This is a genomic window from Catalinimonas alkaloidigena, assembly GCF_029504655.1.
In the GTDB taxonomy this organism is placed as follows: domain Bacteria; phylum Bacteroidota; class Bacteroidia; order Cytophagales; family Cyclobacteriaceae; genus Catalinimonas; species Catalinimonas alkaloidigena.
In genome coordinates, this window is sequence record NZ_JAQFIL010000001.1 from 6140410 (window position 1) to 6161769 (window position 21360).

Sequence of the window (21360 nt, forward strand, 5' to 3'; positions counted from 1 at the left end):
CTCTAAGTACAAACACATTTCCAAATTTAATCTTAATACACAAGCATCTGATTAACAATAATTTACATATGAATGTGGATTTTCCTCACCTGAAATTGTCATGAAACCGATACACCTTTCCGTTCATATCCGTACGCTCTCCCTTTTATTTTCACTCATTCCTTAGTGAATCTACCGGGTTGGCGAGAGCTGCCTTGAAAGACTGATAGCTGATCGTAAGAATCGCAATAAGTAAGGCCAAAACGCCTGCGATAATGAATGAAGCCATTTTGATATCAATTTTATAAGCAAAGTCGTTGAGCCACTGCTGTACGGCAAAGTACGCCAGAGGGACTGCCACTACAAAGGCAATGATCACCAGCTTGGTAAAATCTTTAGACAGCAGCAGCACAATACTTTTTACCGAAGCACCTATCACCTTGCGGATGCCAATCTCTTTGGTACGCTGCTCGGCCATGAAAGCCGCCAGTGCCAACAGCCCCATGCAAGCGATAAGAATAGCCAGCGTAGTAAAGCCTCCGAAGATCATGCCTACCCGCTGGTCGGCACGGAAGAGCGCATCAAAGTCTTCATCCAGGAAACTGTAGTCCATAGGCGTACCATTAGCATGCAGGTTCCACTGTTCTTCTATTCTACTGAGTGCCTGCTGTAAGTCGGTGGATTTTACTTTGATCTCTGCGTAGTTGGGCTCGTCTGCCAACACCAGCACCAAGGGCTCTACTGCCGAGTGTAAAGATTTGTAATGGAAATCCTCTGCTACGCCCACTACCTCAGATTCAAACTCACTATTGGTCATGACTTTGCTGCCTACGCCCAGGCCTAAAATTTTTACTGCCTGTTCATTCAGGATGACGGCATAGTTAGCAGAATCGGAAGCAAGCTCTCGAGAGAAATTACGTCCTTCCTTAAGCTTGATACCCATAGTAGGCACATAGTCATGACTCACCTGTATATAATTGAGCACCAAGGCATCTTCATCGCGATAAGTAGTATCATTCTCAAGTGCGGGAATAAAAACGGTAGCATCGTATCCGCCCAGTGGAGACACATCCGTAAAGCTCACTCCCTGCACTTCAGTTTGGGTTGACAAAGCATGATAAAAGGCCTCTTTGTTGTTTCCCAATGCTTTAGCATTATCGAGTACGATAATGTTCTCTTTGTCAAAACCTAAGTCCTTATTCCTGATAAACTGAAGTTGTTCGTAAACCATGATGGTACATACGATCAACACAATAGAAACTACAAACTGAAATACCACCAGAGAATTGCGCAGCCAGGTATTTTTGCTACCACCGGCCAATCTGCCTCTCAATACTTCCACCGGCCTGAATTTGGTAAGGTAAAAAGCAGGATAACTCCCCGCCAGTATGCCTACCAATACTCCTAACAAGAGTACTGTTGGAATAAACCAGGATGAATGCAGCGGCAATGGTATGTCCTTTCCGGCAATGTTACTAAAAGGGATTCTTAGTAATTCGGCTAAGCCCAAAGCCAGCAGCATAGAGAGTAAGCTCAATAGCAGCGATTCAGCGAGAAATTGGCGGATCAATGTGCTTCTGGCAGAACCCATTGTTTTACGTACCCCTACTTCTTTGGCACGATCGGCGGAGCGGGCAGTAGACAGGTTCATAAAATTGATGCAGGCAATCAGCAGGATAAAAAGTGCAATGGCTCCGAAAATGTATAGATACTTGATATTTCCATTCGCTTCAAACTCTCCCTGCATATGGGAAGACAGGTGAATATCGGTCAACGGCTGCGTAAACATTTCAACGGTATAGCCTAACTCCTGAAAGAGATCATATTCCTCAAAGTACTTCTTTAGCAAGGGGGTAAGCTGCGCATTTACATTTTCTATGTCAGCATTCTCCTGTAGTAAAAAATAGGTAGCTGTATTCAGGTTCCCCCAGTGTTTTGCCTTATTCTTAGGGTCTGACAAAAAAGAGTAGATAATATCAAAATGCACATGTGAGGCAGCGGGTACCGGTTCCATAATGCCTGTCACCTGAAAAAGCTTATCATCAATTTGTATACTTTGCCCTATGGGGTCTTCATCTTTGAAATATTTACGGGCAGCTGCGGCTGTCATTACCACTGCATTAGGTTCACTCAGCGCACTGGCAGGATCACCTTTTACCAAAGGGAAGCTGAACACCTGGAAAAAGTTGGAGTCAGCGGTCAGCACCTTATCTTCTTCAATGGTGATTTCATCTTTTTTAAAGGTCATATTGTCCCGCTGGTTCAGCCTGACTACCATTTCCACTTCAGGGATTTCCTCTTTAAAAACGTCTGCTGTGGCCGCACTCACTGCCGCTCCGGTAAACCCGCTTTCTCCTATCTCCAGGTGTGAGGCAAGGCGGTAGATGCGATTTACCTTTTCATGAAAGCGGTCATAACTTAACTCATCCAGTATGTATACAGTAATAAGCAACGTACAGGCCATCCCTATCGCCAGCCCCAGCACATTGATCGTAGTATAAAAAGGCCGCTTGCGCAGGTTACGGATTGAGGTTTTGAGGTAATTTTTTAACATAATGCCGAATGATTTGTGACGTATGATTAATGAAGCGGGACATTCATCATTGCCCATTAATCATCATTCAATTTAGAACGTTCAACTTTCCCGCCAGACAAGATTCATATTTATAAGTCACTGAATTTCAGTTTATTCACCCTTCATTAATCATCATTCATTAAAAAGACTGTATCGTTTTCGTGACACCCAGTGTTTGCTTTCGTGACATCTGATGAGCTATATTTATCCAATGAAAAGCTTTTTCCCTTACTTTCTCCTGAGTTTTTTGCTGTGGCAATGTCAACAATCTCAGAAGCAGTCCGAAAAACCTGAGACAAAAGCTGCTTCCTTTTCTTTTCAGTGGCAACACTTGAACACTCCTACCCAAGCCAGCCTGCGGGGGCTATCGGCTGTAAGTGAAAAAATAGCCTGGGTCAGTGGCAGTGAAGCTGCTTGTATCATGACTACCGATGGAGGACAAACATGGCAAAGCTTTTCCTTTGAAGTGCCCGACTCTCTGCAATTTAGGGACATAGAAGCTTTTGATGCGCAAACTGCCTACCTCCTCAGTGCAGGCTCTCCCGCCCTGATTTATAAAACGACCAATGGCGGTCAAAACTGGACACTACAGTATGAGAATACTAATCCAGACATTTTTCTGGATGGCATGGCTTTCTGGGATCAGCAGCATGCTCTGGTGATGGGTGATCCGCTGGAGGGTTATTTTACAATCTTGCGTACTGAAGATGGTGGTGAAAACTGGAGTCGTATCCTTTCAGAAGACCTGCCCAAGCCCAAAGAAGGAGAAGCGGGCTTCGCCGCCAGCGGTACCAATATTGTGGTTAAGGGAGAAGCTTTTGCCTGCTTTGCCAGCGGCGGAGGTGCTTCCCGGGTTTTTTACTCGGTAGATGGCGGACAATACTGGCAGTTTAGCAAAACACCCATGAAACAAGGTGAACCCTCACAAGGAATTTTTTCTATGGCCTTTGCCGATACCCTGAGCGGTGTAGCGGTAGGCGGTGACTATCTCATTCCTGATGATACCTCTCGTATCGCCTGCTATACGGTAGACGGGGGCAGGAGTTGGCAACTGGCGGAGCAGATGCCCGGTGGCTATCGTTCGGGCGTGGCTTACTTTCCTGAAGATCAGCTTTTCATTGCTGTAGGTACCAATGGTTCTGATTACTCCACTGATTTCGGCAAAAGCTGGACACCCTTAGATAGCATAGCTTACCATAGCATACAAGCTGTAGCGGGTACATCCACTGCCTGGCTGAGCGGAAGTGATGGAAGGGTGGCAAAGCTGAGTTGGTAGAGCACAAATAAATCCCAGCAGTGAAAATATACTATTTCTAAAGGTGGGATAAAGGCTGATTAATAAAAGTAAAAGCTGCGGCAAAAGTAGCAATGTATGATAGTGTATTTGTGCACTAAGCCAACTGCCTGCAATGCATTTTCTAAATTCACACCGGCTTGGAAGCGCCTGTTACGGATGGTTAACACATCAAAGTTAGTATAATTAGCATAAGCACCGGGCACATTTTTACCACTACTTAGGATTGCCTCCTTGGCCTTTACTATATTTTTAGCCGTTTCCTGATAAGTTTGAATTGACTCGTACGTCTCATTAGCCTTGTTATGCTTTCCCTGATATTTGGTGAGATCATAATTGTAGCATTTTTTACCTTGGGTGATTAGTTCTTGCTTCTTATTGATATTTCCACCCCCTATGAAAGTATCAATACCTTCATCATATGTTGCATCTCCATGTTCTGAATAAAACTGTAATGCTCCATACGGGACCGTAAATTCTGGAGAGCGTGTTTTTCTGATTCCACCATGTGCTGAGATGACTAAACTTGTAGCATAGACACTCTCATCTCCGGAACCAAGAAAAAGATACATATTGTCGCTATCACCAATAGACCGCATCATAAGACTTTAGTTTTTACTTAAAATAGTAAAAAAACCAATCTGATGGATGTAAATAATGAAATTAGTAAGATATATTCATCTATCCATAAGTTAACCTAATGCTGAATAGATCGCTTCTTATTCCCAACGTAAAGTCAAGCATTACGCTCAACACCCGGAAATAGTAGTTGAAATTCCATTTACCGTTTCTTCTCAGCTTGCGTATCTATTTTACAAGCAATGGGAACGATTTGCCGGGTGGTAATCGAGATATCATTACTCATTGCAGAATACCAGGACGACATATTGTTAACTAGCCTTTAAGCTTCCTGATAAACATCTTCATACGTGAAGTGCTTCATGGTATTATACCTGATATGTCAACGGCATTTTTTTCTTTGTACTGGTCTGGCCAGGCCGAACCTTTAGCCGGGCAGGGTGTGCAGGGTTTCAGCATGCATGGCAGCACCTATGATTCCGGCATTATTTCTGGCTTCCGCTACTATTATGGGAATATCTACGGTCAGATAGTCTTTAAACTTATCGTACTTTTTACTGATCCCGCCTCCCAGAATAAAGTAATCGGGTGAGCATATGCGTACCATGTGGTGCAGGTAGTAGTCAAAGCGACCGGCCCACTCTTTCATAGACAGGTCTTCCTTTTTACGGGCAGAGTCCGCGGCATAGTACTCTACCGGCTCACCATCTTTATACAATATCCTGCCCAGTTCCATATTGGGGATAAGCTGGCCATTGTAGAACATACCGGTGCCGAGACCCGTACCAATGGTAATCATCATCACTTTACCCATCAGCCCCTTGCCCGCTCCCAGTTTCATTTCGGCCACACCCGCCAGGTCGGCATCGTTGGCCAGGTAAAAGCTGAGGCCTTCGCAATGCTCACTGAACAGTTCATCAGCCTGCATGCCTATCCATTTTTTGCTGATGTTGCCTGCTGTCATGGATCTACCCTTGATGATCACTGCCGGAAAGCTGCATCCTACGATACCTTTCCAGCCAAAGTGCTCCACGATTTTGCTGACCGTTTTGGCCACCCGCACAGGCTTTGAGGGTTGGGGGGTATCCAGCCGATACCTTTCAGATATTAGTTCACCTTTGACAGTGTCTACAATAGCTCCTTTGATTCCTGAGCCGCCTACATCCAGACCTAAAATCTCCATATTATTTAGTCATTGTTAACAGGGCGTAAGTATAACAAAAAAATCGTAGAGGTGCAGATAGCCGAGAAAGTCTGTGCATTACTAAAAATTTGTATGTCCACCCTAAAAAGAAGAAAAATACAGCATTGGTAAAGACTGCTTTTTGAGCCCAAAATGCTATTTTGACACAAATGTCATAAGAATGACGCAGGGCTGACACAGGGAGATGAGGGTAGCGTAGCTAGTTTTAGGAAAACTTAAAAATTATGGAAAGTAAACCTATTTTATCCGAAAGAATACGCCAGAGAAGATTACAGAAAGGCTACTCTCAGGAATTTCTGGCTGATAGCGCTAAAGTCAGCATCCGCACCCTGCAAAGAATTGAAGGCGGACAAACCGAGCCTCGCGGACATACGCTGATCGCTCTGGCGGATGCCCTGGACGTAGCTATTGAAGACCTGATGGACTTTACCAAAAAAAGTGACCGCTCTGTCCTGCATCTGATCAATCTTTCTGCGCTCTCTTATTTTGTTTTGCCCCTGGGCAATATTATTCTTCCCCTCATCATCTGGATTTTATATAAGGATAAGGTGGAGGGAGCGAATCAGTTTGGGAAGAGGCAAGTTTTCATTCAAATTGGTTGGACTATGTTGATATTCTTTTCTATCATACTTTGGATTTTCTCTCCATATCTAAATAATGAATGGGGAGTTAATATCAATTCCACCTTCGCGAATACTTTGCCTCTTACTGGTACTTTTTTGTTTTATGTTCTGGATGCCATCTACATCATCATCGTATCTATACTGATAGCTAAAAACAAGAAGGTGTCCTTTTTAGGATTGGAACGATAAGCATTTTTGGAAGGAAGCAGGCAGGGTTATAAAAAGTAAGGCGCCCTTGAGCGCCTTATAATAGAGTCTATTCTAATTTTTTACAGCTTGTATCATTGAAAGAAGAAAAAACATTTTTCAGGTACCACTGCGTCAGTCGCCCAGACGGGGTCGCCCAGACGGGGTCGCCCAGACGGGGTCGCCCAGACGGGGTCGCCCAGACGGGGTCGCCCAGACGGGGTCGCCCAGACGGGGTCGCCCAGACGGGGTCGCCCAGACGGGGTCGCCCAGACGGGGTCGCCCAGACGGGGTCGCCCAGACGGGGTCGCCCAGACGGGGTCGCCCAGACGGGGTCGCCCAGACGGGGTCGCCCAGACGGGGTCGCCCAGACGGGGTCGCCCAGACCAACACCGGTGGATCACCCTTCCGGCATCCTGACCGGGAATCGCCATTCCGGGTCATCCCGCAGTGGCGACTGCCGTCAGGGATCTTATGCGTTATGCAAGCCATGGATATGCAGGGCTAAGATTCCTCCGCAAGCTACGGAATGAACTCGCAGGGAAGCCTGTCGCAGGGACGCCTGTCGCAGGGCAGCCAGTCGCAGAGACACCTATCGGTCAGAATATCCTCTAACTTCAGTTAAAGTCTTCTCCCTTCTGCAAAGTTTTCTACTGCTGCCTGCATGCTATCCTTGTTGAGTTGATCGGGAGCTTCTGTGGCCGCCATTTTTGCGTACTTGATGGCTTTTTTATAATCGCCGGTAGCGGAATAGCCACGGGCCAGGCCTACATTGACCGGCCAGGTATCAGGGTATTTTTTGGCATTCAGCTGAAAGATTTCCAGCGCCTTTTCTTTCTCTCCCTGGCTGATCAACTGTCTGCCATAGGCATGAATCTGAAGCGGCGTAGCTGTAGGGTGATTAATCGCCTGCATCATGATCTCATCAGCCTCACTTCCCCTTTCAAGCTTACTCAGTATACCTGCTTTGGTTTGTAAGGTAGTGAAGTTCTCCTGGCCAATGTAAGGCATGCTCACCGCATTTTCTGCCCACTCCAGGGCTTCTTCCAGATGGGTATCATTCATCAGGCAGTAAGTGGCGGCCTGGTTCCAGCCCTGCCAGCTAAAGCCGGCGGTAGATTGCAGCTCTTTGCGCATATTGTCTACATACAGCTTCTTCATGTCGGGCACGCTGATCGTAAACGGTACTTTCACATTTTCCCACATCAGGGCTAGGGTAGTCTGATCAGGCTGGCGGTCCATGAACTCATAAGTCAGCCACTCATGGAATTCGGATTCCTCAGGTTTTATTTCTACCCGCAGGGCATCCTCACTTTCATCATAGAAATAACTTCCCCAGGCCGAAGCGTTTCTGGAAAGGATCAGTACCCAGGGCTGGTTTTCTTCCACAATCATATGCAGGCCATAGGTACCGGCAGCAATGCTTTTGCCTTCCACCTCCATAGCGTGCGAAAAGGTAATGGTGGTATTTTCATTGGCACCGGCTCTCCAGGGAGCCGCCTCAGCGCTACCGAAGCCTAAGTTCGTCAGGCCATAGGGTACGAGCTGTCCCCAAACTTTCCCGGTACGGTCTTCACCATTGGGTGCGGTTACGTCAGGACTATTATACTGGATGGTGACATGGGCCAGTGAGCCTATGTATTGGGTGGTTAAGCTTTTCTGGTTGTCACCGCTGGGAGGCAAGGTAACAGACTGGGCGAGTAAGCCGGGGCTGGTTGCCAGCCATACAAAGCTGATGGCCAGCAGAGGGTAAAGGAGCTTTTTCATCATTCTCAGAATTTGGGTTAGGGATACTCCTTCAATTTAAAACAATTCCCCTGTCACACCTAAAAGCAAAGCCTTCACTTTCACCCTGACAAAAAAATTCCCGCAATTTGCGGGAAGGAATTATATTATTTTTATGAGCGCTAGCTATCTCTCAGTATCTGAGCCGGCTGTTTATTCACAGCTTAATTGATTCCTAAGTTAAAGTATGCAAAAACAGCTTGAATGCCTTCTTTCTTCAGGTGGGGGTAAGATCGCAATATTTTGTCCTCTGTCCAGCCATTTGACAACCTCTCCAGGATAAACTCAACTGATATTCTGGTACCCTTGATGATAGGTTTACCTAACAAAATATTTTTATCTGATACTATATGTTCCTGCCAGTTCATAGTTAAACTTACGAAAATTCAGAAAAAGTTGTTCAGGGCTATCTTAAGAAGAGCTTGAAGCCAGAAGCGCTCAGTGATTTCATTTCTGTCGCTAATACGATTGCTTCTGCTCTAGTTTTGGAAGAGAGATAATCGGTGTGGTATTGGATACAACCTTAGACATTTATAATATCTTCATTCAAATCATCAATATCATATTCACCAGGAAGTGAAACATTGTATCTGGCAAGCAACTCCTGACGAGACTTTAGCAAGTTCATAAAGCTTTATTAAAGCACTGTTTTCATTTCTGATTCAAAATCTTCATTACGTTTCAAAGTGTTAGCTGAATACGCTGGATATTCTGTATTTATCATTCCTTTCACCTCATCTTTTATTCTTTTACATTAAAAAGCGAAATCACTGCCGATTTGAAGGTTAGGATGTGTCTTTTTTTATGTTTAGTAACGGTTCAGCATAAAAGCAGTAGCAGATTATATGTTTTATAGCTTTTGTTTGCCAGTTGTAGGGTCTTTTGTCCGAACCTCATCCGTGACTTCTAGCTTTAATGTTTACTATTCAACTTTAATAATCGTTGCTTGTCGCGCGATTATACTCCAACTATTATTGGAGTACTGCCATACATGTGTAAACCTCCTTGTCACAACTTTACCCGCATTCATCTGCTTACCTTGTGGTTTAATCACTTCTCCTCCCATTACAATTGCTACGTTATCGTTAAACAAGATTCTCTCAATATTCCTTTCAAAGGATAAGTAATTAAGATCACCAGATCTAAAATGGGTTTTAGTTCCTTCAACTGTCCCTACCACATTGGCCGGAGTATTTACTATCATTTTTGACGACCAAATTTTGTCAAATAGTGCAAGCGAGTCACCATTTAATACCGATTCTCTTTCAAGTTTTTCCAATCGTCTTATTTCAGATTCTCGTGAGTCCTGCGCCAATGCAACATGAGACACTCCTGTCACACAAGCTAAAATTGTTAGGAACTGTATAATGTGTTTCATAATTTTTATCTCTAAGGTTATCATGTCAGACCCTATAGATGCCAACGGTTCGCACATATGACGGCCGACGAATAGGAGGCTGGCCATTATGTGCTTTGTGTGTGCCTTGAATGGTAAATATAGTTCTTTAAAAGGATGTCCCAAAGGGTGAAAGCCGCCGGGGCCCGGTCCTGTAGGCGGGGGAGTCGTTACCCCAAGCTAAGCAAGTGGCAAGGTGGTTTGGAGTGATCCATGCACTGAAGTAATCGGACCGATTTCTATGATTTACACAAGTGTGTACTCATAATTTTTGTCATATTTCTGGTTATTTCTCACGACGGCAAATATGCGTAAGACCAGTTTGTTTCTTACGGCATTGATTACTGACATTTTGTTCTTCCCCTGGGCTACTTTGCGTTGATAATAATCGCGTAATTCTTCACAATGGTTAATCGCCGAGAGCGCAGACATATGCAGAAGAGTTTTGACTGTTTTATTAGCCAAGTGAGACACGCGGTCCTTGCCCCTGATACTAGTGCCTGATCTGTACTGGAAAGGTACAACTCCAGCATAGCAAGCGTACTTTTTGGCATCAGTGAAGGCCTTAAACTCATTAGTGGTGATGATTACTTCTCTGGCTGTCACTGTCCCAATGCCCTCTACGCTGGTAACCAGATTGAACAACCGGTTGAGTTCCTCGTCCGAGCGGATCAGTTCATCCAGTTGCTTGTTGACCTGGACCAGGTCTTTCTCTAAAGCCTTTAGTGAGTGCTGACAGCACCGTTGCATTTTCTTTTGCAAAGCTTTACCTAAAAACTCCCCGCTCTCTTGCAGTGAGGACTTAAGCTGCTTTTTAGCATTGATGAGCCGGGTGCGAAGTGCTGTCAGTATTTTGAGTTCTTTGATGATCGGACGCGTAGCTTGCCAAAGCTTTACACTGTCTTGGTTCCTGTATGCATAAAAGGCAATACGTTCCGCATCTACTTTGTCATTCTTACCACGTTGTAAGCCGACTGAGTGCTTAATGCGTAGAGCCGATTCAAGCGGGGCTTCCCAAGCCAAATAGCCGTGTTTTTCTCTGAAAAATAGTCTAGCAGAGGGTAGTTGTAAATTCCGGTATGCTCCATACAAAACAGGCTCTCCTCTAGCTTACAACCAGACTGCTTGACAAAGTTTTTGACACCTTTACTATTGTTTTCTGTCTGGAGATGTAGAACTACCTTTCCTGCGCTTATCAGACAGAAATCTAGTGTACTTTTTGAGACATCAATACCGATAAAATATTTAAAATGCATAGCTTTATGTTCAACAGTTCCACATAGCGAGTCAATACGCTTGTCCACCTTCAATACCTTACTAGTAGGTCATGAGCCTAAATTTCTATTTGAAGTCTTAGGGCAAGCAATCCAGCAGAGGATTAAATCGGTCCATAGGTCTTTAATCCTGGCCGAGACGATAAAGTGCCTCTGTGGTAATGGCTCTTTCTAAGTGTGCAAATATGCATAACTCTATTGAGTTACACACATTCGCACACTTTAGTAGTAACAACTGCTTTCTTTGAATTTTAATACTCTACAAATCTAAAGGCCGAGCGGCCAGACTGCGGTGTCTGTACTGACGAACAGAGACTACATATTGAGGCTACGAGACCGGATGAGGTAGCACATCATACCGAAGTCCAAAACCTCGCAAGAGGATAGTGTTGAAATAGTAGATGTAGCAATGATAGGCACAAGCCGACGCGGCGCGGGGTATTTACCTTACCAAGGGAGGTCTCAAGTTCCACTATTGGATTCTTGAGAAGTCACAGCGTCGGCTGCCGACAGAGGTCATAGTAGCTGGAGGAACGAGCAGGGATTGCTAATACCATACCCCTGAAGTCTCACAGAACAGTGAAGGACCGAATGTTAAATTCGTCCTAAATGTAATCGGGAGGTTTACAGATTAAGAGTCTGCCAGCCTTGTCTTAGAATGGGCGGAGAGAAACCTCTCAATCTCAGCGAACCGCTGGTTACGCGATCGCGCCACGATGGCCCGTACGACCAGTGGTATGTGAGGCGCACCAGTGAGCTACAAGCTCACTGGCCGTCTACACGATTATCGGCTGCCTTTCATTAATCATTCTTTTTCAGGATTTTTTACAACTCACGAATTCAGTTTCACTTCTTAACCCAAGTCAATGAAATTGGGATTCAACCAGATTAATTTTACTTCTATAATTATTTAACCAATAAAGTAGAAATTATGAAAGCAATAGAATGTTTAAAGTATGGTGATGCGGAAAACCTTGTTTTAAGTAATGTTGAAAAACCAACACCAAATGATAATGAAGTACTTATAAAGATACGTGCTACTTCAGTAACCACAAGTGACGTTCTTATTCGTGGACTGAATGAACCTCTGATTCCCAGATTCATACTCCAACTCATATTTGGTTTTGGAAGTCCAAGAAATCCTGTTTTGGGGATGGTAACATCAGGGATTGTAGAGAGTAAAGGTAAAGATGTGACATTGTTTGACGTAGGGGATGAGATTTTTGCTTATGGTTCTATTTCACCTACCAACCGCCGTTTTGGTTCTTATGGAGAATATATATGTTTACCAGAAGATTGGAATCTTGCACTAAAACCTGCGAATCTTAGTTTTGAAGAAGCCGCAGCAATTCCATATGGAGGTTTGCTAGCTTCTCATTTGTTAAAGAAGACATCTATAAAAGAAGGAGACAAAATTCTCATTTATGGAGCTTCAGGAAGCATAGGTACTATGGCGATACAATTGGCGAAAAATACGGGTGCCCATGTCACTGGTGTATGCAGTCTTCGGAACTTTGACTTAGTCAAATCCCTGGGCTGTGATCAGATGATTGACTACACAGCAGAAAATGCTGAAAAACAATTGGAAACTTATAAATATGTTATTGACGCTGTAGGCAATTCAAAATCATCGGCACTAAAAGAGAAGAGTAAAAAAACACTCACTCCGAACGGTAAATATATCTCCATAGATCATGGGACTCCTTTAACGACCAGAGAAGCTTTTTTTAATTTAAAATCGTTGGCAGAACAAGGGAAGATTAAACCTGTAATTGATAGTGTTTATCCTTTGGAAAGAATGGTCGAAGCCCATAAATATGTAGAAAAGGGACACAAAAGAGGAAACGTTATTATTACTGTTTAGGATAATCCAACTATAAAGGATTAATCAGTATTTGAAGCGATTCGTTTTCTAATGCGACTCAAAGATTCTGGTTGTATCCCTAAATAACTTGCAAGTTGATATTGGGGTACCCGCTGTATTAGGCCCGGCCTTGATTTTATTAATTTCAGATAGCGCTGTTCAGGTGAATCTGTGTAATAGGAAGACAAAGCTTCTTTTTGCTCTAGAAATGCAGCTTCCATGATGGTTCGTGATATGGTCTCAAATCTGGGAAATCGTTTGAATAGTGCCTGGGCTTGTTGCTCGTCTCCCACAACTACAGTCGTTTCTTCAACACAAACCCAATTATGCTTTGCAGTATTATCTGTGGCAAAGTTATTTAATGAAATTGCCCATTGCTCTTCCGTAAAGAAATTAGTCGTTTTTTCATCACCTTCTGTTAATATATACTCTCTAACGCAGCCTTCCAGAATAAAATATGTATTTGCTGAAATTTGTCCTTCTTGTAATAAATAAGCTCCTTTTTTGAAATATTTTGTTTGCATGCTTTCAGCTATAGCTTCTGACTCTTCTTTGGAGAGAGGTGATATTTTTGAAAAATAACTTACAAATTTGTTTCCCACAATAAATTCACATTTTCTATCGATTTACCTATATCACCATCTCGCATACAGGTTGCCGACGGTCTCGGGTATGACAAGTGCAGGATTTCGGATCTGATTTCTTGTTCGTCTACCGCAAAGTTATTTAAGTTGTAATGTTTTCATTTTTAAGCAGTCAGCCCGCATTTGCTATAGCCTTTGTTGGCAACTGGCTTTTCTCACATGATTTCGTGTAGTTCACATTTTTGTCATTTTAAATGTGCTAATAAATTGATAGTTACACCGTTAGGATCTTTTACAAAAAATCGTCTTACTCCCCAAGTTTCGTCAGTAATTGGATATACTATTTCAATATTTTGTTTTTTAGCTCGTTCATACCAATCATCAATGTCCGTAACCTCAATTGATAAAAATATTGCTGTATTATCTAATGTTTTATTTTTTTCGTTTTGAAAAATCGATACTTGCGCAGTTGAGTTTTCTTTGGAAACAAAGGTCAATATCCATTCCATATCCATCGCCAATTCCATCTCTAAAAATTCGGTATAGAATTGCTTGCTTTTTTCTATGTCATTTGAATAAATATTGGGAACAATTCTTCGAATGGCCAATTTGTTTTTCATTATAATAATTGCTTTTTTTTCAGCTTCTGACTAACGTAAAATTTAGTGTTGATTATCAAGTAGTTACTATTCCTAATTCTTCATTAGTTAATCCAAATTTATCAATTTGCTTTCTGATCCTTTTGACCAAGCCCAGCTTTCTTTTCTGATCCAAGTAAAGGTATCCTTCCGGATTGACATAAGGCGCTCCTTTCACCACCATATTCCAGATAATTACCGCCAGTTTCCTGGCTGTGGCACTAATAGCTGATACTCTTCCTTTTCTGAAGTTAATGCGCTGAAAAAAGTCTCTTAATGGTGTAGAGTCCTTGAGATTTCCTATGGCATTAGCTGCATTCCGCAGGGCTATTTTCAGTCTGTTACTTCCTTTAGGAACTTTGCTGGATAGCAACTTTCCCCCACTCACTTTATTGTTCGGGGCTAGCCTCAACCAACTGGCGAAATGCTTAGCTGTGGGAAACTTTTTGATCCCTTCCAATCCTACTTCGCTCATCAGTGACAGTACAGTAGAATAACTCATGCCTTCAATAGCCAGTAAATCTGTGCCCTCAAACATCTGGTAGGATTTTAGATTCAGGTCAATGTCTTTCGGGGTATTCTTATTTATTCTTTTATGAGGTTTGGGTTCAATATGATGCTCTCTTTTATGGTCATCACTGCCTATGATCTCATCTAACTTTGCTGCTATCATTTTATCACATTCCTCAATCTTGAGTTGAAGATGGTCATACATTTCCAGTTCCTGCTGAAGGGCAAAAAGATAATCCTTCCTGCCATTGGACTGCAAAGCCCTGGCAATTTCCTCTTCACTCTTTCTGCAATTTCCATGGCGTAGGGAGGCAAGATTTTTAGGATTTGTTTCTCCAGCACAGACAGAGCGGATAATCAGCAGACCTGTAAGACCGCAGATGTCCTTCACCACTACATCAAGTCTAAGATTAAGCAGCCTTAGGTATTTCTGCATCTTCTTAGAGGTAGAAGCCGCTGAATGAAGCAAGTTGGCACGATGACGACAATAAGTTCTGAGTTCTTCAGTCTGACCATCTGGAAGAAAACTGCTGGTGAGTAACCCCAATGTATGAAGCTTCTGTATCCATTGGCAGTCTTTGATATCAGTTTTTTTGCCTTTAATATTCTTGGTGAACTTCCCATTGCAAAGGATGACGTGGAATCCCTTTGAAATTAGAACCGCATATAGATTTTGCCAGTAAGTTCCGGTACTTTCCATTGCAATAGTCTTAACAAGATTATCTTTTAACCACTCTGCCATTGCGAAAAGGTCCTGATTGTAGACCCCAAATTCCCGAACATCTTGTTCGGATTGACCAATAGCCACCCAGTGGGAGCGACTGCCAACGTCAACACCCGCAGCTTGGGGGTTGACGACTTCCATAGAGATTGATTCCTGTTCCATGATATAGAATTTTTTTGAGCTCTAAGGAGATGTGCTTTTGGCAAGAAAATATTCTGAACGGGGTTGCTGTAACCAGCACCGCCACTGAAGTAATCGCAAGCATCTCAACCAGGATTGCACCCGTGCTTCCAAATGGAGCAACAGTTTAAAAATCGGCCTTACAAAGAGCTTTACCAATTTAAGAAAAAGTTGGATAGCGTACTCGTTAGCTTTAGAAGTAAATGTTTCAATATATAAAGGATTGTCGCCAACGGCTCGTGTAACTGCAGTGTGAAGCGATTAGCGAACATTGTCAGCTACGCATTGTTCTCTACTGGCTTCCATTTAGATTTTAGAAATAGTTTCAACTTAAAGCGGTGGACCAACAAACTCTTGTCCGTGTTTGGCAGATATTTGAGCCATTTTGTCCATAGTGAATTCCCCTGTGGCTAAAGCATTATGGAATTCCCGAAACATCTCTTCAATGGTCTGTGCCGGAGAAAAGATATAACGTAATCTTCCGGGAGTACCCCCCACATTTTTAAAGGCATGAAGTGTTCCCCTTGGAATAAAGGCTACATCACCGGGCTTAAATTCATACATTTGACCTCCTACTTCGGCGATAAATTTTCCTTCCAAAAAGAAAAAAGTTTCATCCTGATGGCGGTGAACATGTCTGCCCGGACCAACTCCCGGCTCAACAATATCTTCAAATATTGCCTGGTTGCCATTAGTTTGCTTACCTGAAAGAAGAATTTTCAAGGTGATCGCATCTGGAAAAATAAGTGTTTCAGCAGAATCATATTTACTGTGTACTGGATTCATATTGCTTATTTTATGATTGTAATTATTGTATTTCTTTTTCTTCCTGCTTGCAGAGCACTATAGTTGCAATATATATTGCTGCTATACCCATAATACACAAAGCAATATAAGCATATCCCTATAAACTCCCTTAGCTATTTCGTGAATTGATAAGGCTTTGCTCTTATGCTTGGCAAGTGTTTCCCAACATCTGTGTATGATGAAGAAGATTGGGTGTTAAGCTGCTTCATAGAGGCAAATCCCTGAAATCTGTTGCTTATCCATCATAGCGGTGTATGATCCTTAGCGCATAGGCAACCAAGCATAATTTCCTTAACAAATAGCTAGAGATAATTATAAGTTAGTACAGAGAAGAACCTATCATAACTCCTTCAATTGTCATTTTGAGCGTTAGCGAAAACTCTTTTCTATTTAATAGGCTTATATTTTCAAAAACGGAAAGGATGCTTCCCTGCACTCAGCATGACTTATAAGACAGGCTTACGGTTTACAAAATAATCCCAGACATTACTTTGCTCATTGTTTATCAATCATTCCTCAGCGCCTGCGCGGGATTGGTACGGGCAGCCTGCAAGGATCGGTAGGTAATGGTAGTCAGGGCAATCAGTAGCGTAATCAGTATACCTGCGGCAAACAATCCTATACCCAGATCAATCTTGTACTCAAAGTTTTGCAGCCACAAGCGCATCACATAATAAGCCAAGGGTGCTGCTACCACAAAAGCAATCAGGATCAGCTTCAAAAACTCTACCGAAAAAAGCCTGACGATGCTGCTCACTGATGCGCCCAGTACCTTGCGTATGCCCACTTCTTTGGTTTTCTGCTCTGCCATAAAGGTGATCAATCCGTACAAGCCCAGACAGCCGATGAAAATCACAACCAGAGAGGCTATGGAAAGGATGACCGACATATTGCGTTCGCCTTCATAAAACTCAGCAATGGCTTCATCTATAAAACTGTAATCAAAAGTATATTCAGGATAGATCGCTTTCCAGCGACTTTCAACTTCTGCCAGAGTATTGCTTATATTATTGGTGTTGATCAGCACATGCGCCTGACGGAAGTTACTGGCATCTATCAGGACAGTAGGCTCAATCGTATTTCTCAGCGATACGGTATGGAAATCTTTCATCACGCCTACGATGGGCAATGTTCTGCCCCAGATGTCTACCTGTCGTTCCAGGGCTTCCTCAGGTGAGCTAATACCTACTTTGCTAAGAAACCTCTCATTGACCACCAGCCGGGTGATGCTATCCGATTCAATGAGCCCTGTACCGGCCAGCAGTTGCAGTCCATACACATCTACGTAATCTTCATCTACATATTTCACCTGGGTATGATAGGTGGTCTCATCACCATCAATGGTAAAGGAAGTGACGGATACTGAGCCGGAAGAAGGGCTGCTGTAGGCCAGACTGACATTTTCTACCGTATTGATACGAAGCAGCTCATGCTTTAAAGTCTTTTTGCTTTGCGTATCTTCTCCCGGTAGGAATACTGATACGATGCCCTTTTGATTAAAACCCAGATCGGCCTGCCTCAGATAACGGGTCTGGCTGATCAGCACCAGCGTACCGATGATGAAAGCCTGGGCAATGACGAACTGAAAAATCACCAGAGCTCGGCGGAGGTTATAGCCTTTTTGGTTAGAAAGTGACATGCTCGTTTTGAGCACTTTGCTGGGCTCAAAGCGCGTCAGCACCCAGGAGGGATAGGCGCCCGAAAGCAAGCTGACAACCAGCAGTACGACAAACAGAAAGATGAACAGGGAAACATCCTGCAGTAAGTCCATTTGCAGATCAAGCTCCAGAAAGTCGTTCATCCTGATCAGCAAAAGTTCTGCCGCACCCAGAGCCACCAGTACGGAGATGAAAGTGATGATGACAGCTTCGCCCATAAAAATGCGCATGAGCTGAGTGCGAGAACTGCCTAAAGCTTTGCGTACGCCTACTTCCTTGGCCCGCTTGGTAGCGATAGCGGTCGCCAGATTGACAAAATTAATGCAGGCAATCAGCACCATAAAGGCTGCTATTATGCTCAGGGAATAAATGACAGGCATAGGAATGGTCCCGAAACTGTAGGCAGATCTGCTTTCGTCAAAATGCACTTCCTGAAGAGGCTGTAAAGATAAGATTACCTGCATTCCCTCCATTTGCATGTCATCATACTTGCTCATAAAATCAGGCAGCCTTTCATTGACTAAGGCAGGTGACTGCTCTTCGGCCAGCAACATAAAAAGCTGATTATCACTGTCAATGCTCCCCCAGCCACCATCTTCCAGCATGGCATCTTTTACTGTGGCATAAGAGATAAGCATCTCAAAAGGCAGGTCGGTATTCTCGGGATGATCTTTGGCAATGCCGGTAATTTTCAGCTCAGTTTCTTTGTTGAGAGTAACACTTTGCCCCACAATCTCCAGCTCCTGCCATTGCTTGCCAAAATATTTCTCAGCCATAGATTCGGATAGCACTACCTCATTAGGATCATCAAGCGCGGTAGCCGGATTACCCTGCACAAGCGGACGGTCAAATATTTTGAAGTAAGTGGGTTCAATATACACCAGCCCCTCTTCTTCCTGAAAGTTTTTCGCTTCATCGCTTCCGCCATTGATTGTTATCAGTCCACGTCCAAAATACGACATGAATACCGCTTCTTCTATGTCCGAAAAATCTGTGCGCAAAGCATCCGGCAAGGGCACGGGCACGCCTCCGGTATGGTCGGTATTTCCCTGATAGGTGGTGGTGCGTACCAGCCGATAGATGCGATCTGCTTTACTGTGGTAAGTATCAAAGCTCAGCCAGAAACGAATCAACAGGAACAATACAATGCTGCAGGTAATGCCCAATGAAAGCCCCAGCACATTGATGGTAGTGTGGCTCTTATTTTTCCAGAGGTTACGCAGAGAGCTTTTGTACATCATGTTTATTAATCATTGTTCATTAAAACCGTTCAACTTCTTCGCCAATCGTTATATCATTCTATAATTAATTGATTATCAGATCATTCATTCATTATTAATCATTCCTCACCTGAAAAACTGTATCGTTTTCGTGACAGTGGATTGTCCGCTGGCAGCACATAAATGCACATCTGTTTTATATGATAGCTTTTTATTAGCTTTAAATAAAGAAACTAGAACATTGGAGAAGCAGGACAAGAAAATACTGATCATAGATGATGATACGGACGTGCTGGGAACGGCCCGCATGTTTCTCAAACAATTCTTCTCACAGGTAGATACGGAACAAAATCCCGCTAACATCAACAGCATTGTTTCGCGTGGAGATTATCATGTCATTCTGCTGGATATGAATTTTCGCAGAGGTGAGCATGACGGACGGGAAGGTTTGTACTGGCTGGAACGCATACTCACCATTGCTCCGCAAACCGCGGTAGTACTCATCACTGCCTATGGAGATATAGAACTGGCGGTAGAAGCGATGAAGCAGGGCGCTGCCGACTTCGTACTCAAACCCTGGAAGAACAGCAAACTGCTGGATACTATCTATAAAGCTCTGAGCAAAGGAGGACAGCATGCACCTTCGAAAGATAACACTGAAGCTTTACAGGCACCACAGATGATCGGTCAGTCTGCAGTTATGCAAAAGGTATATGATATGATTGACAGAGTGGCTGAAACCAATGCCAATGTATTGATTTTGGGAGAAAATGGTACCGGCAAAGAGATGGTCGCCCGTTTGCTCCATCTGAAGTCAGGGAGAAGGAATAAGCCTTTTGTAAAAGTAGACATGGGGGCCATTACCAACAGTCTGATGGAAAGCGAGCTCTTCGGACATCAGAAAGGGGCCTTCACTGATGCCTATCAGGACAAAGCCGGTAAGTTTGAACTGGCCAGCGAAGGCACACTTTTTCTGGACGAAATTGGTAATTTGTCTAGCTCTCAACAAGCTAAATTGTTAAGTGTGCTGCAAAATCGTACACTAAGCCGGGTGGGCAGCAATGAAGAAATCCATCTCAACATCCGCCTGATCTGCGCCACCAATATACCTTTATACGAGATGGCAGACCGTAAAGATGATGGATTTCGACAGGATTTACTCTATCGTATTAATACCGTAGAGATTGTGGTACCTCCCTTGCGCGAGCGTAAAGACGACCTCCTCAGGCTAGCAGAACATTTTCTGGATATCTATGGAAAAAAATACAACAAGCCCGGGCGCCAGCTTAGTAAATCAGCTTTAAAAAAGCTGGAGCATTATCACTGGCCGGGAAATGTGCGGGAACTACAACATGCCGTAGAGCGGTCTGTTATCCTGAGCCAGCACGACACTTTGCAGCCGGAAGACTTTGCTTTCAGCGAGGGTAATATCCTTAGCCATCAGCCGAAGGAGGAAGAGGCGCTTACACTGGATGAAAATGAAAAGCTGTTCATCCAACGAGCCCTGGAACGCCACCAGGGCAACGTAACCCGCACTGCTCAGGCACTGGGCCTGACCCGCACCGCTCTTTATCGGAGGTTGGATAAGTATGGCTTGTAAAATATACAGATCTGGTAAATTTCAAAGATTTGTCAGATCTCCTAAAAACTCTAAAGATGAGTACCAAAGACGATATCAGCATTTCCCTTGAACCGGAAACGTTCTATCATATATTCAACCGTGGAAATGATGGCATTCCCATCTTTTACCGCCAGCATAATTACCTCTATTTTCTACAAAAATATGATAGCTATATGTCTAATTATGTAGACACCTATGCCTACTGCTTACTCCCCAACCATTTTCATTTGCTGATTAGAGTAAAAAAATGGGAAGATGTATTTCAAGCAGCCAAAGCTGATTTTAAGAACATAAGTCATATTCCACCGCATATCCTGGTAAGTGAAAAACTAAGGCGTTTCTTTCTAGCTTATGCTAAAGCCATTAACAAGCAGGAAGAGAGAAAAGGAAGTTTGTTTCAGAAAACGTTCAGAAGAAAGAAAGTCTCTGACGATGACTATTTTACAAGTCTGATCTGGTATATTCACCATAACCCTTCGCATCACAAAATATCTGATGACATAGAAAATCACCCTTGGAGTTCTTACCCAAGATTGGTACTTGAAACTGCAAATAGGTTAAAGAAAGCAGAGTTATTTACCTGGTTTGCTAGTAAATGGCAATTTGTAGATTTCCATAAATAAAATTTTGCTGTAAATAAGATTAAGCATTTACTAACG

The 21360-nt window shown here is 43.3% G+C and carries 18 protein-coding genes; 5 read left to right on the forward strand and 13 right to left on the reverse strand.

Translation table 11 applies throughout. The features are described from left to right. Positions 1-151: 151 nt before the first annotated feature. Positions 152-2533, reverse strand: a complete 2382-nt coding sequence (locus OKW21_RS24855; RefSeq protein ID WP_277484857.1) for an ABC transporter permease — start codon at positions 2531-2533, stop codon at positions 152-154. Between the two features lie 232 nt (positions 2534-2765). Here OKW21_RS24855 and OKW21_RS24860 point away from each other — a divergent pair, with 232 nt between their 5' ends. Beyond that, on the forward strand, positions 2766-3830 hold the full coding sequence (locus OKW21_RS24860; RefSeq protein ID WP_277484859.1) for a WD40/YVTN/BNR-like repeat-containing protein: 1065 nt from the start codon (positions 2766-2768) through the stop codon (positions 3828-3830). Between the two features lie 59 nt (positions 3831-3889). Here OKW21_RS24860 and OKW21_RS24865 read toward each other — a convergent pair whose 3' ends face one another. After that, the gene (locus tag OKW21_RS24865) at positions 3890-4450 is read right to left on the reverse strand and encodes a putative adhesin (RefSeq protein ID WP_277484862.1); all 561 of its coding nucleotides are present in this window, start codon (positions 4448-4450) and stop codon (positions 3890-3892) included. Positions 4451-4854: 404 nt separating this feature from the next. Then, complete coding sequence (gene ppgK, locus OKW21_RS24870; protein ID WP_277484864.1) at positions 4855-5610, reverse strand: polyphosphate--glucose phosphotransferase; 756 nt, start codon at positions 5608-5610, stop codon at positions 4855-4857. Between the two features lie 245 nt (positions 5611-5855). Here ppgK and OKW21_RS24875 point away from each other — a divergent pair, with 245 nt between their 5' ends. Then, the gene (locus tag OKW21_RS24875; protein WP_277484866.1) at positions 5856-6443 is read left to right on the forward strand and encodes a helix-turn-helix domain-containing protein; all 588 of its coding nucleotides are present in this window, start codon (positions 5856-5858) and stop codon (positions 6441-6443) included. 618 nt (positions 6444-7061) lie between these two features. Here the strand turns inward: OKW21_RS24875 and OKW21_RS24880 are convergent. The 5 genes from OKW21_RS24880 to OKW21_RS24900 all read right to left on the reverse strand — a co-directional run bounded on the left by OKW21_RS24880 (position 7062) and on the right by OKW21_RS24900 (position 10877). Continuing rightward, positions 7062-8210 (reverse strand): DUF2911 domain-containing protein, encoded by a 1149-nt coding sequence (locus OKW21_RS24880; protein ID WP_277484869.1) that lies wholly within the window; start codon positions 8208-8210, stop codon positions 7062-7064. Between the two features lie 179 nt (positions 8211-8389). Continuing rightward, on the reverse strand, positions 8390-8593 hold the full coding sequence (locus OKW21_RS24885) for a DUF433 domain-containing protein (protein WP_277484871.1): 204 nt from the start codon (positions 8591-8593) through the stop codon (positions 8390-8392). A gap of 554 nt (positions 8594-9147) precedes the next feature. Next, entirely contained in the window at positions 9148-9603 is a 456-nt protein-coding gene (locus tag OKW21_RS24890; protein WP_277484872.1) for a nuclear transport factor 2 family protein, read from the reverse strand. A 264-nt stretch (positions 9604-9867) separates the two neighbouring features. Then, positions 9868-10644 (reverse strand): transposase, encoded by a 777-nt coding sequence (locus OKW21_RS24895; protein WP_277484875.1) that lies wholly within the window; start codon positions 10642-10644, stop codon positions 9868-9870. Next, the gene (locus OKW21_RS24900; protein WP_277484877.1) at positions 10563-10877 is read right to left on the reverse strand and encodes an IS110 family transposase; all 315 of its coding nucleotides are present in this window, start codon (positions 10875-10877) and stop codon (positions 10563-10565) included. The genes OKW21_RS24895 and OKW21_RS24900 overlap by 82 nt, the downstream gene beginning before the upstream one ends. 949 nt (positions 10878-11826) lie before the next feature. On the opposite strand from OKW21_RS24900, the gene OKW21_RS24905 reads away from it, so the two are divergent. Then, a complete protein-coding gene (locus tag OKW21_RS24905; protein ID WP_277484879.1) occupies positions 11827-12759 on the forward strand; it encodes an NAD(P)-dependent alcohol dehydrogenase in 933 nt (310 codons plus the stop codon). A gap of 20 nt (positions 12760-12779) precedes the next feature. Here OKW21_RS24905 and OKW21_RS24910 read toward each other — a convergent pair whose 3' ends face one another. The 5 genes from OKW21_RS24910 to OKW21_RS24930 form a co-directional block, all read right to left on the reverse strand. Next, positions 12780-13361: a Crp/Fnr family transcriptional regulator gene (locus tag OKW21_RS24910; RefSeq protein WP_277484881.1), complete on the reverse strand. Its 582-nt coding sequence runs from the start codon at positions 13359-13361 to the stop codon at positions 12780-12782. 227 nt (positions 13362-13588) lie between these two features. Continuing rightward, the gene (locus tag OKW21_RS24915) at positions 13589-13963 is read right to left on the reverse strand and encodes a VOC family protein (RefSeq protein ID WP_277484883.1); all 375 of its coding nucleotides are present in this window, start codon (positions 13961-13963) and stop codon (positions 13589-13591) included. 55 nt (positions 13964-14018) lie between these two features. Beyond that, positions 14019-15377 (reverse strand): IS110 family RNA-guided transposase, encoded by a 1359-nt coding sequence (locus OKW21_RS24920; protein WP_277484885.1) that lies wholly within the window; start codon positions 15375-15377, stop codon positions 14019-14021. Positions 15378-15725: 348 nt separating this feature from the next. Continuing rightward, on the reverse strand, positions 15726-16181 hold the full coding sequence (locus tag OKW21_RS24925) for a cupin domain-containing protein (RefSeq protein WP_277484887.1): 456 nt from the start codon (positions 16179-16181) through the stop codon (positions 15726-15728). 526 nt (positions 16182-16707) lie between these two features. Further along, positions 16708-19101 carry an ABC transporter permease gene (locus OKW21_RS24930; protein WP_277484890.1) on the reverse strand — a complete coding sequence of 798 codons (2394 nt, stop codon included), beginning with the start codon at positions 19099-19101 and terminating at the stop codon, positions 16708-16710. Positions 19102-19321: 220 nt separating this feature from the next. Here OKW21_RS24930 and OKW21_RS24935 point away from each other — a divergent pair, with 220 nt between their 5' ends. Further along, positions 19322-20680 carry a sigma-54-dependent transcriptional regulator gene (locus OKW21_RS24935; RefSeq protein ID WP_277484893.1) on the forward strand — a complete coding sequence of 453 codons (1359 nt, stop codon included), beginning with the start codon at positions 19322-19324 and terminating at the stop codon, positions 20678-20680. 56 nt (positions 20681-20736) lie between these two features. Then, positions 20737-21324, forward strand: coding sequence for a hypothetical protein (locus OKW21_RS24940; RefSeq protein WP_277484894.1), 588 nt, complete (start codon positions 20737-20739; stop codon positions 21322-21324). Positions 21325-21360: the final 36 nt, after the last annotated feature.

Bases quoted from the DNA above. Each gene is read 5' to 3' on its own strand.
- OKW21_RS24855 (WP_277484857.1), bottom strand. From the start codon at position 2,533: ATGTTAAAAAATTACCTCAAAACCTCAATCCGTAACCTGCGCAAGCGG.
- OKW21_RS24860 (WP_277484859.1), top strand. From the start codon at position 2,766: ATGAAAAGCTTTTTCCCTTACTTTCTCCTGAGTTTTTTGCTGTGGCAA.
- OKW21_RS24865 (WP_277484862.1), bottom strand. From the start codon at position 4,450: ATGATGCGGTCTATTGGTGATAGCGACAATATGTATCTTTTTCTTGGT.
- ppgK (WP_277484864.1), bottom strand. From the start codon at position 5,610: ATGGAGATTTTAGGTCTGGATGTAGGCGGCTCAGGAATCAAAGGAGCT.
- OKW21_RS24875 (WP_277484866.1), top strand. From the start codon at position 5,856: ATGGAAAGTAAACCTATTTTATCCGAAAGAATACGCCAGAGAAGATTA.
- OKW21_RS24880 (WP_277484869.1), bottom strand. From the start codon at position 8,210: ATGATGAAAAAGCTCCTTTACCCTCTGCTGGCCATCAGCTTTGTATGG.
- OKW21_RS24885 (WP_277484871.1), bottom strand. From the start codon at position 8,593: ATGAACTGGCAGGAACATATAGTATCAGATAAAAATATTTTGTTAGGT.
- OKW21_RS24890 (WP_277484872.1), bottom strand. From the start codon at position 9,603: ATGAAACACATTATACAGTTCCTAACAATTTTAGCTTGTGTGACAGGA.
- OKW21_RS24900 (WP_277484877.1), bottom strand. From the start codon at position 10,877: ATGCATTTTAAATATTTTATCGGTATTGATGTCTCAAAAAGTACACTA.
- OKW21_RS24905 (WP_277484879.1), top strand. From the start codon at position 11,827: ATGAAAGCAATAGAATGTTTAAAGTATGGTGATGCGGAAAACCTTGTT.
- OKW21_RS24915 (WP_277484883.1), bottom strand. From the start codon at position 13,963: ATGAAAAACAAATTGGCCATTCGAAGAATTGTTCCCAATATTTATTCA.
- OKW21_RS24920 (WP_277484885.1), bottom strand. From the start codon at position 15,377: ATGGAACAGGAATCAATCTCTATGGAAGTCGTCAACCCCCAAGCTGCG.
- OKW21_RS24925 (WP_277484887.1), bottom strand. From the start codon at position 16,181: ATGAATCCAGTACACAGTAAATATGATTCTGCTGAAACACTTATTTTT.
- OKW21_RS24930 (WP_277484890.1), bottom strand. From the start codon at position 19,101: ATGATGTACAAAAGCTCTCTGCGTAACCTCTGGAAAAATAAGAGCCAC.
- OKW21_RS24940 (WP_277484894.1), top strand. From the start codon at position 20,737: ATGAGTACCAAAGACGATATCAGCATTTCCCTTGAACCGGAAACGTTC.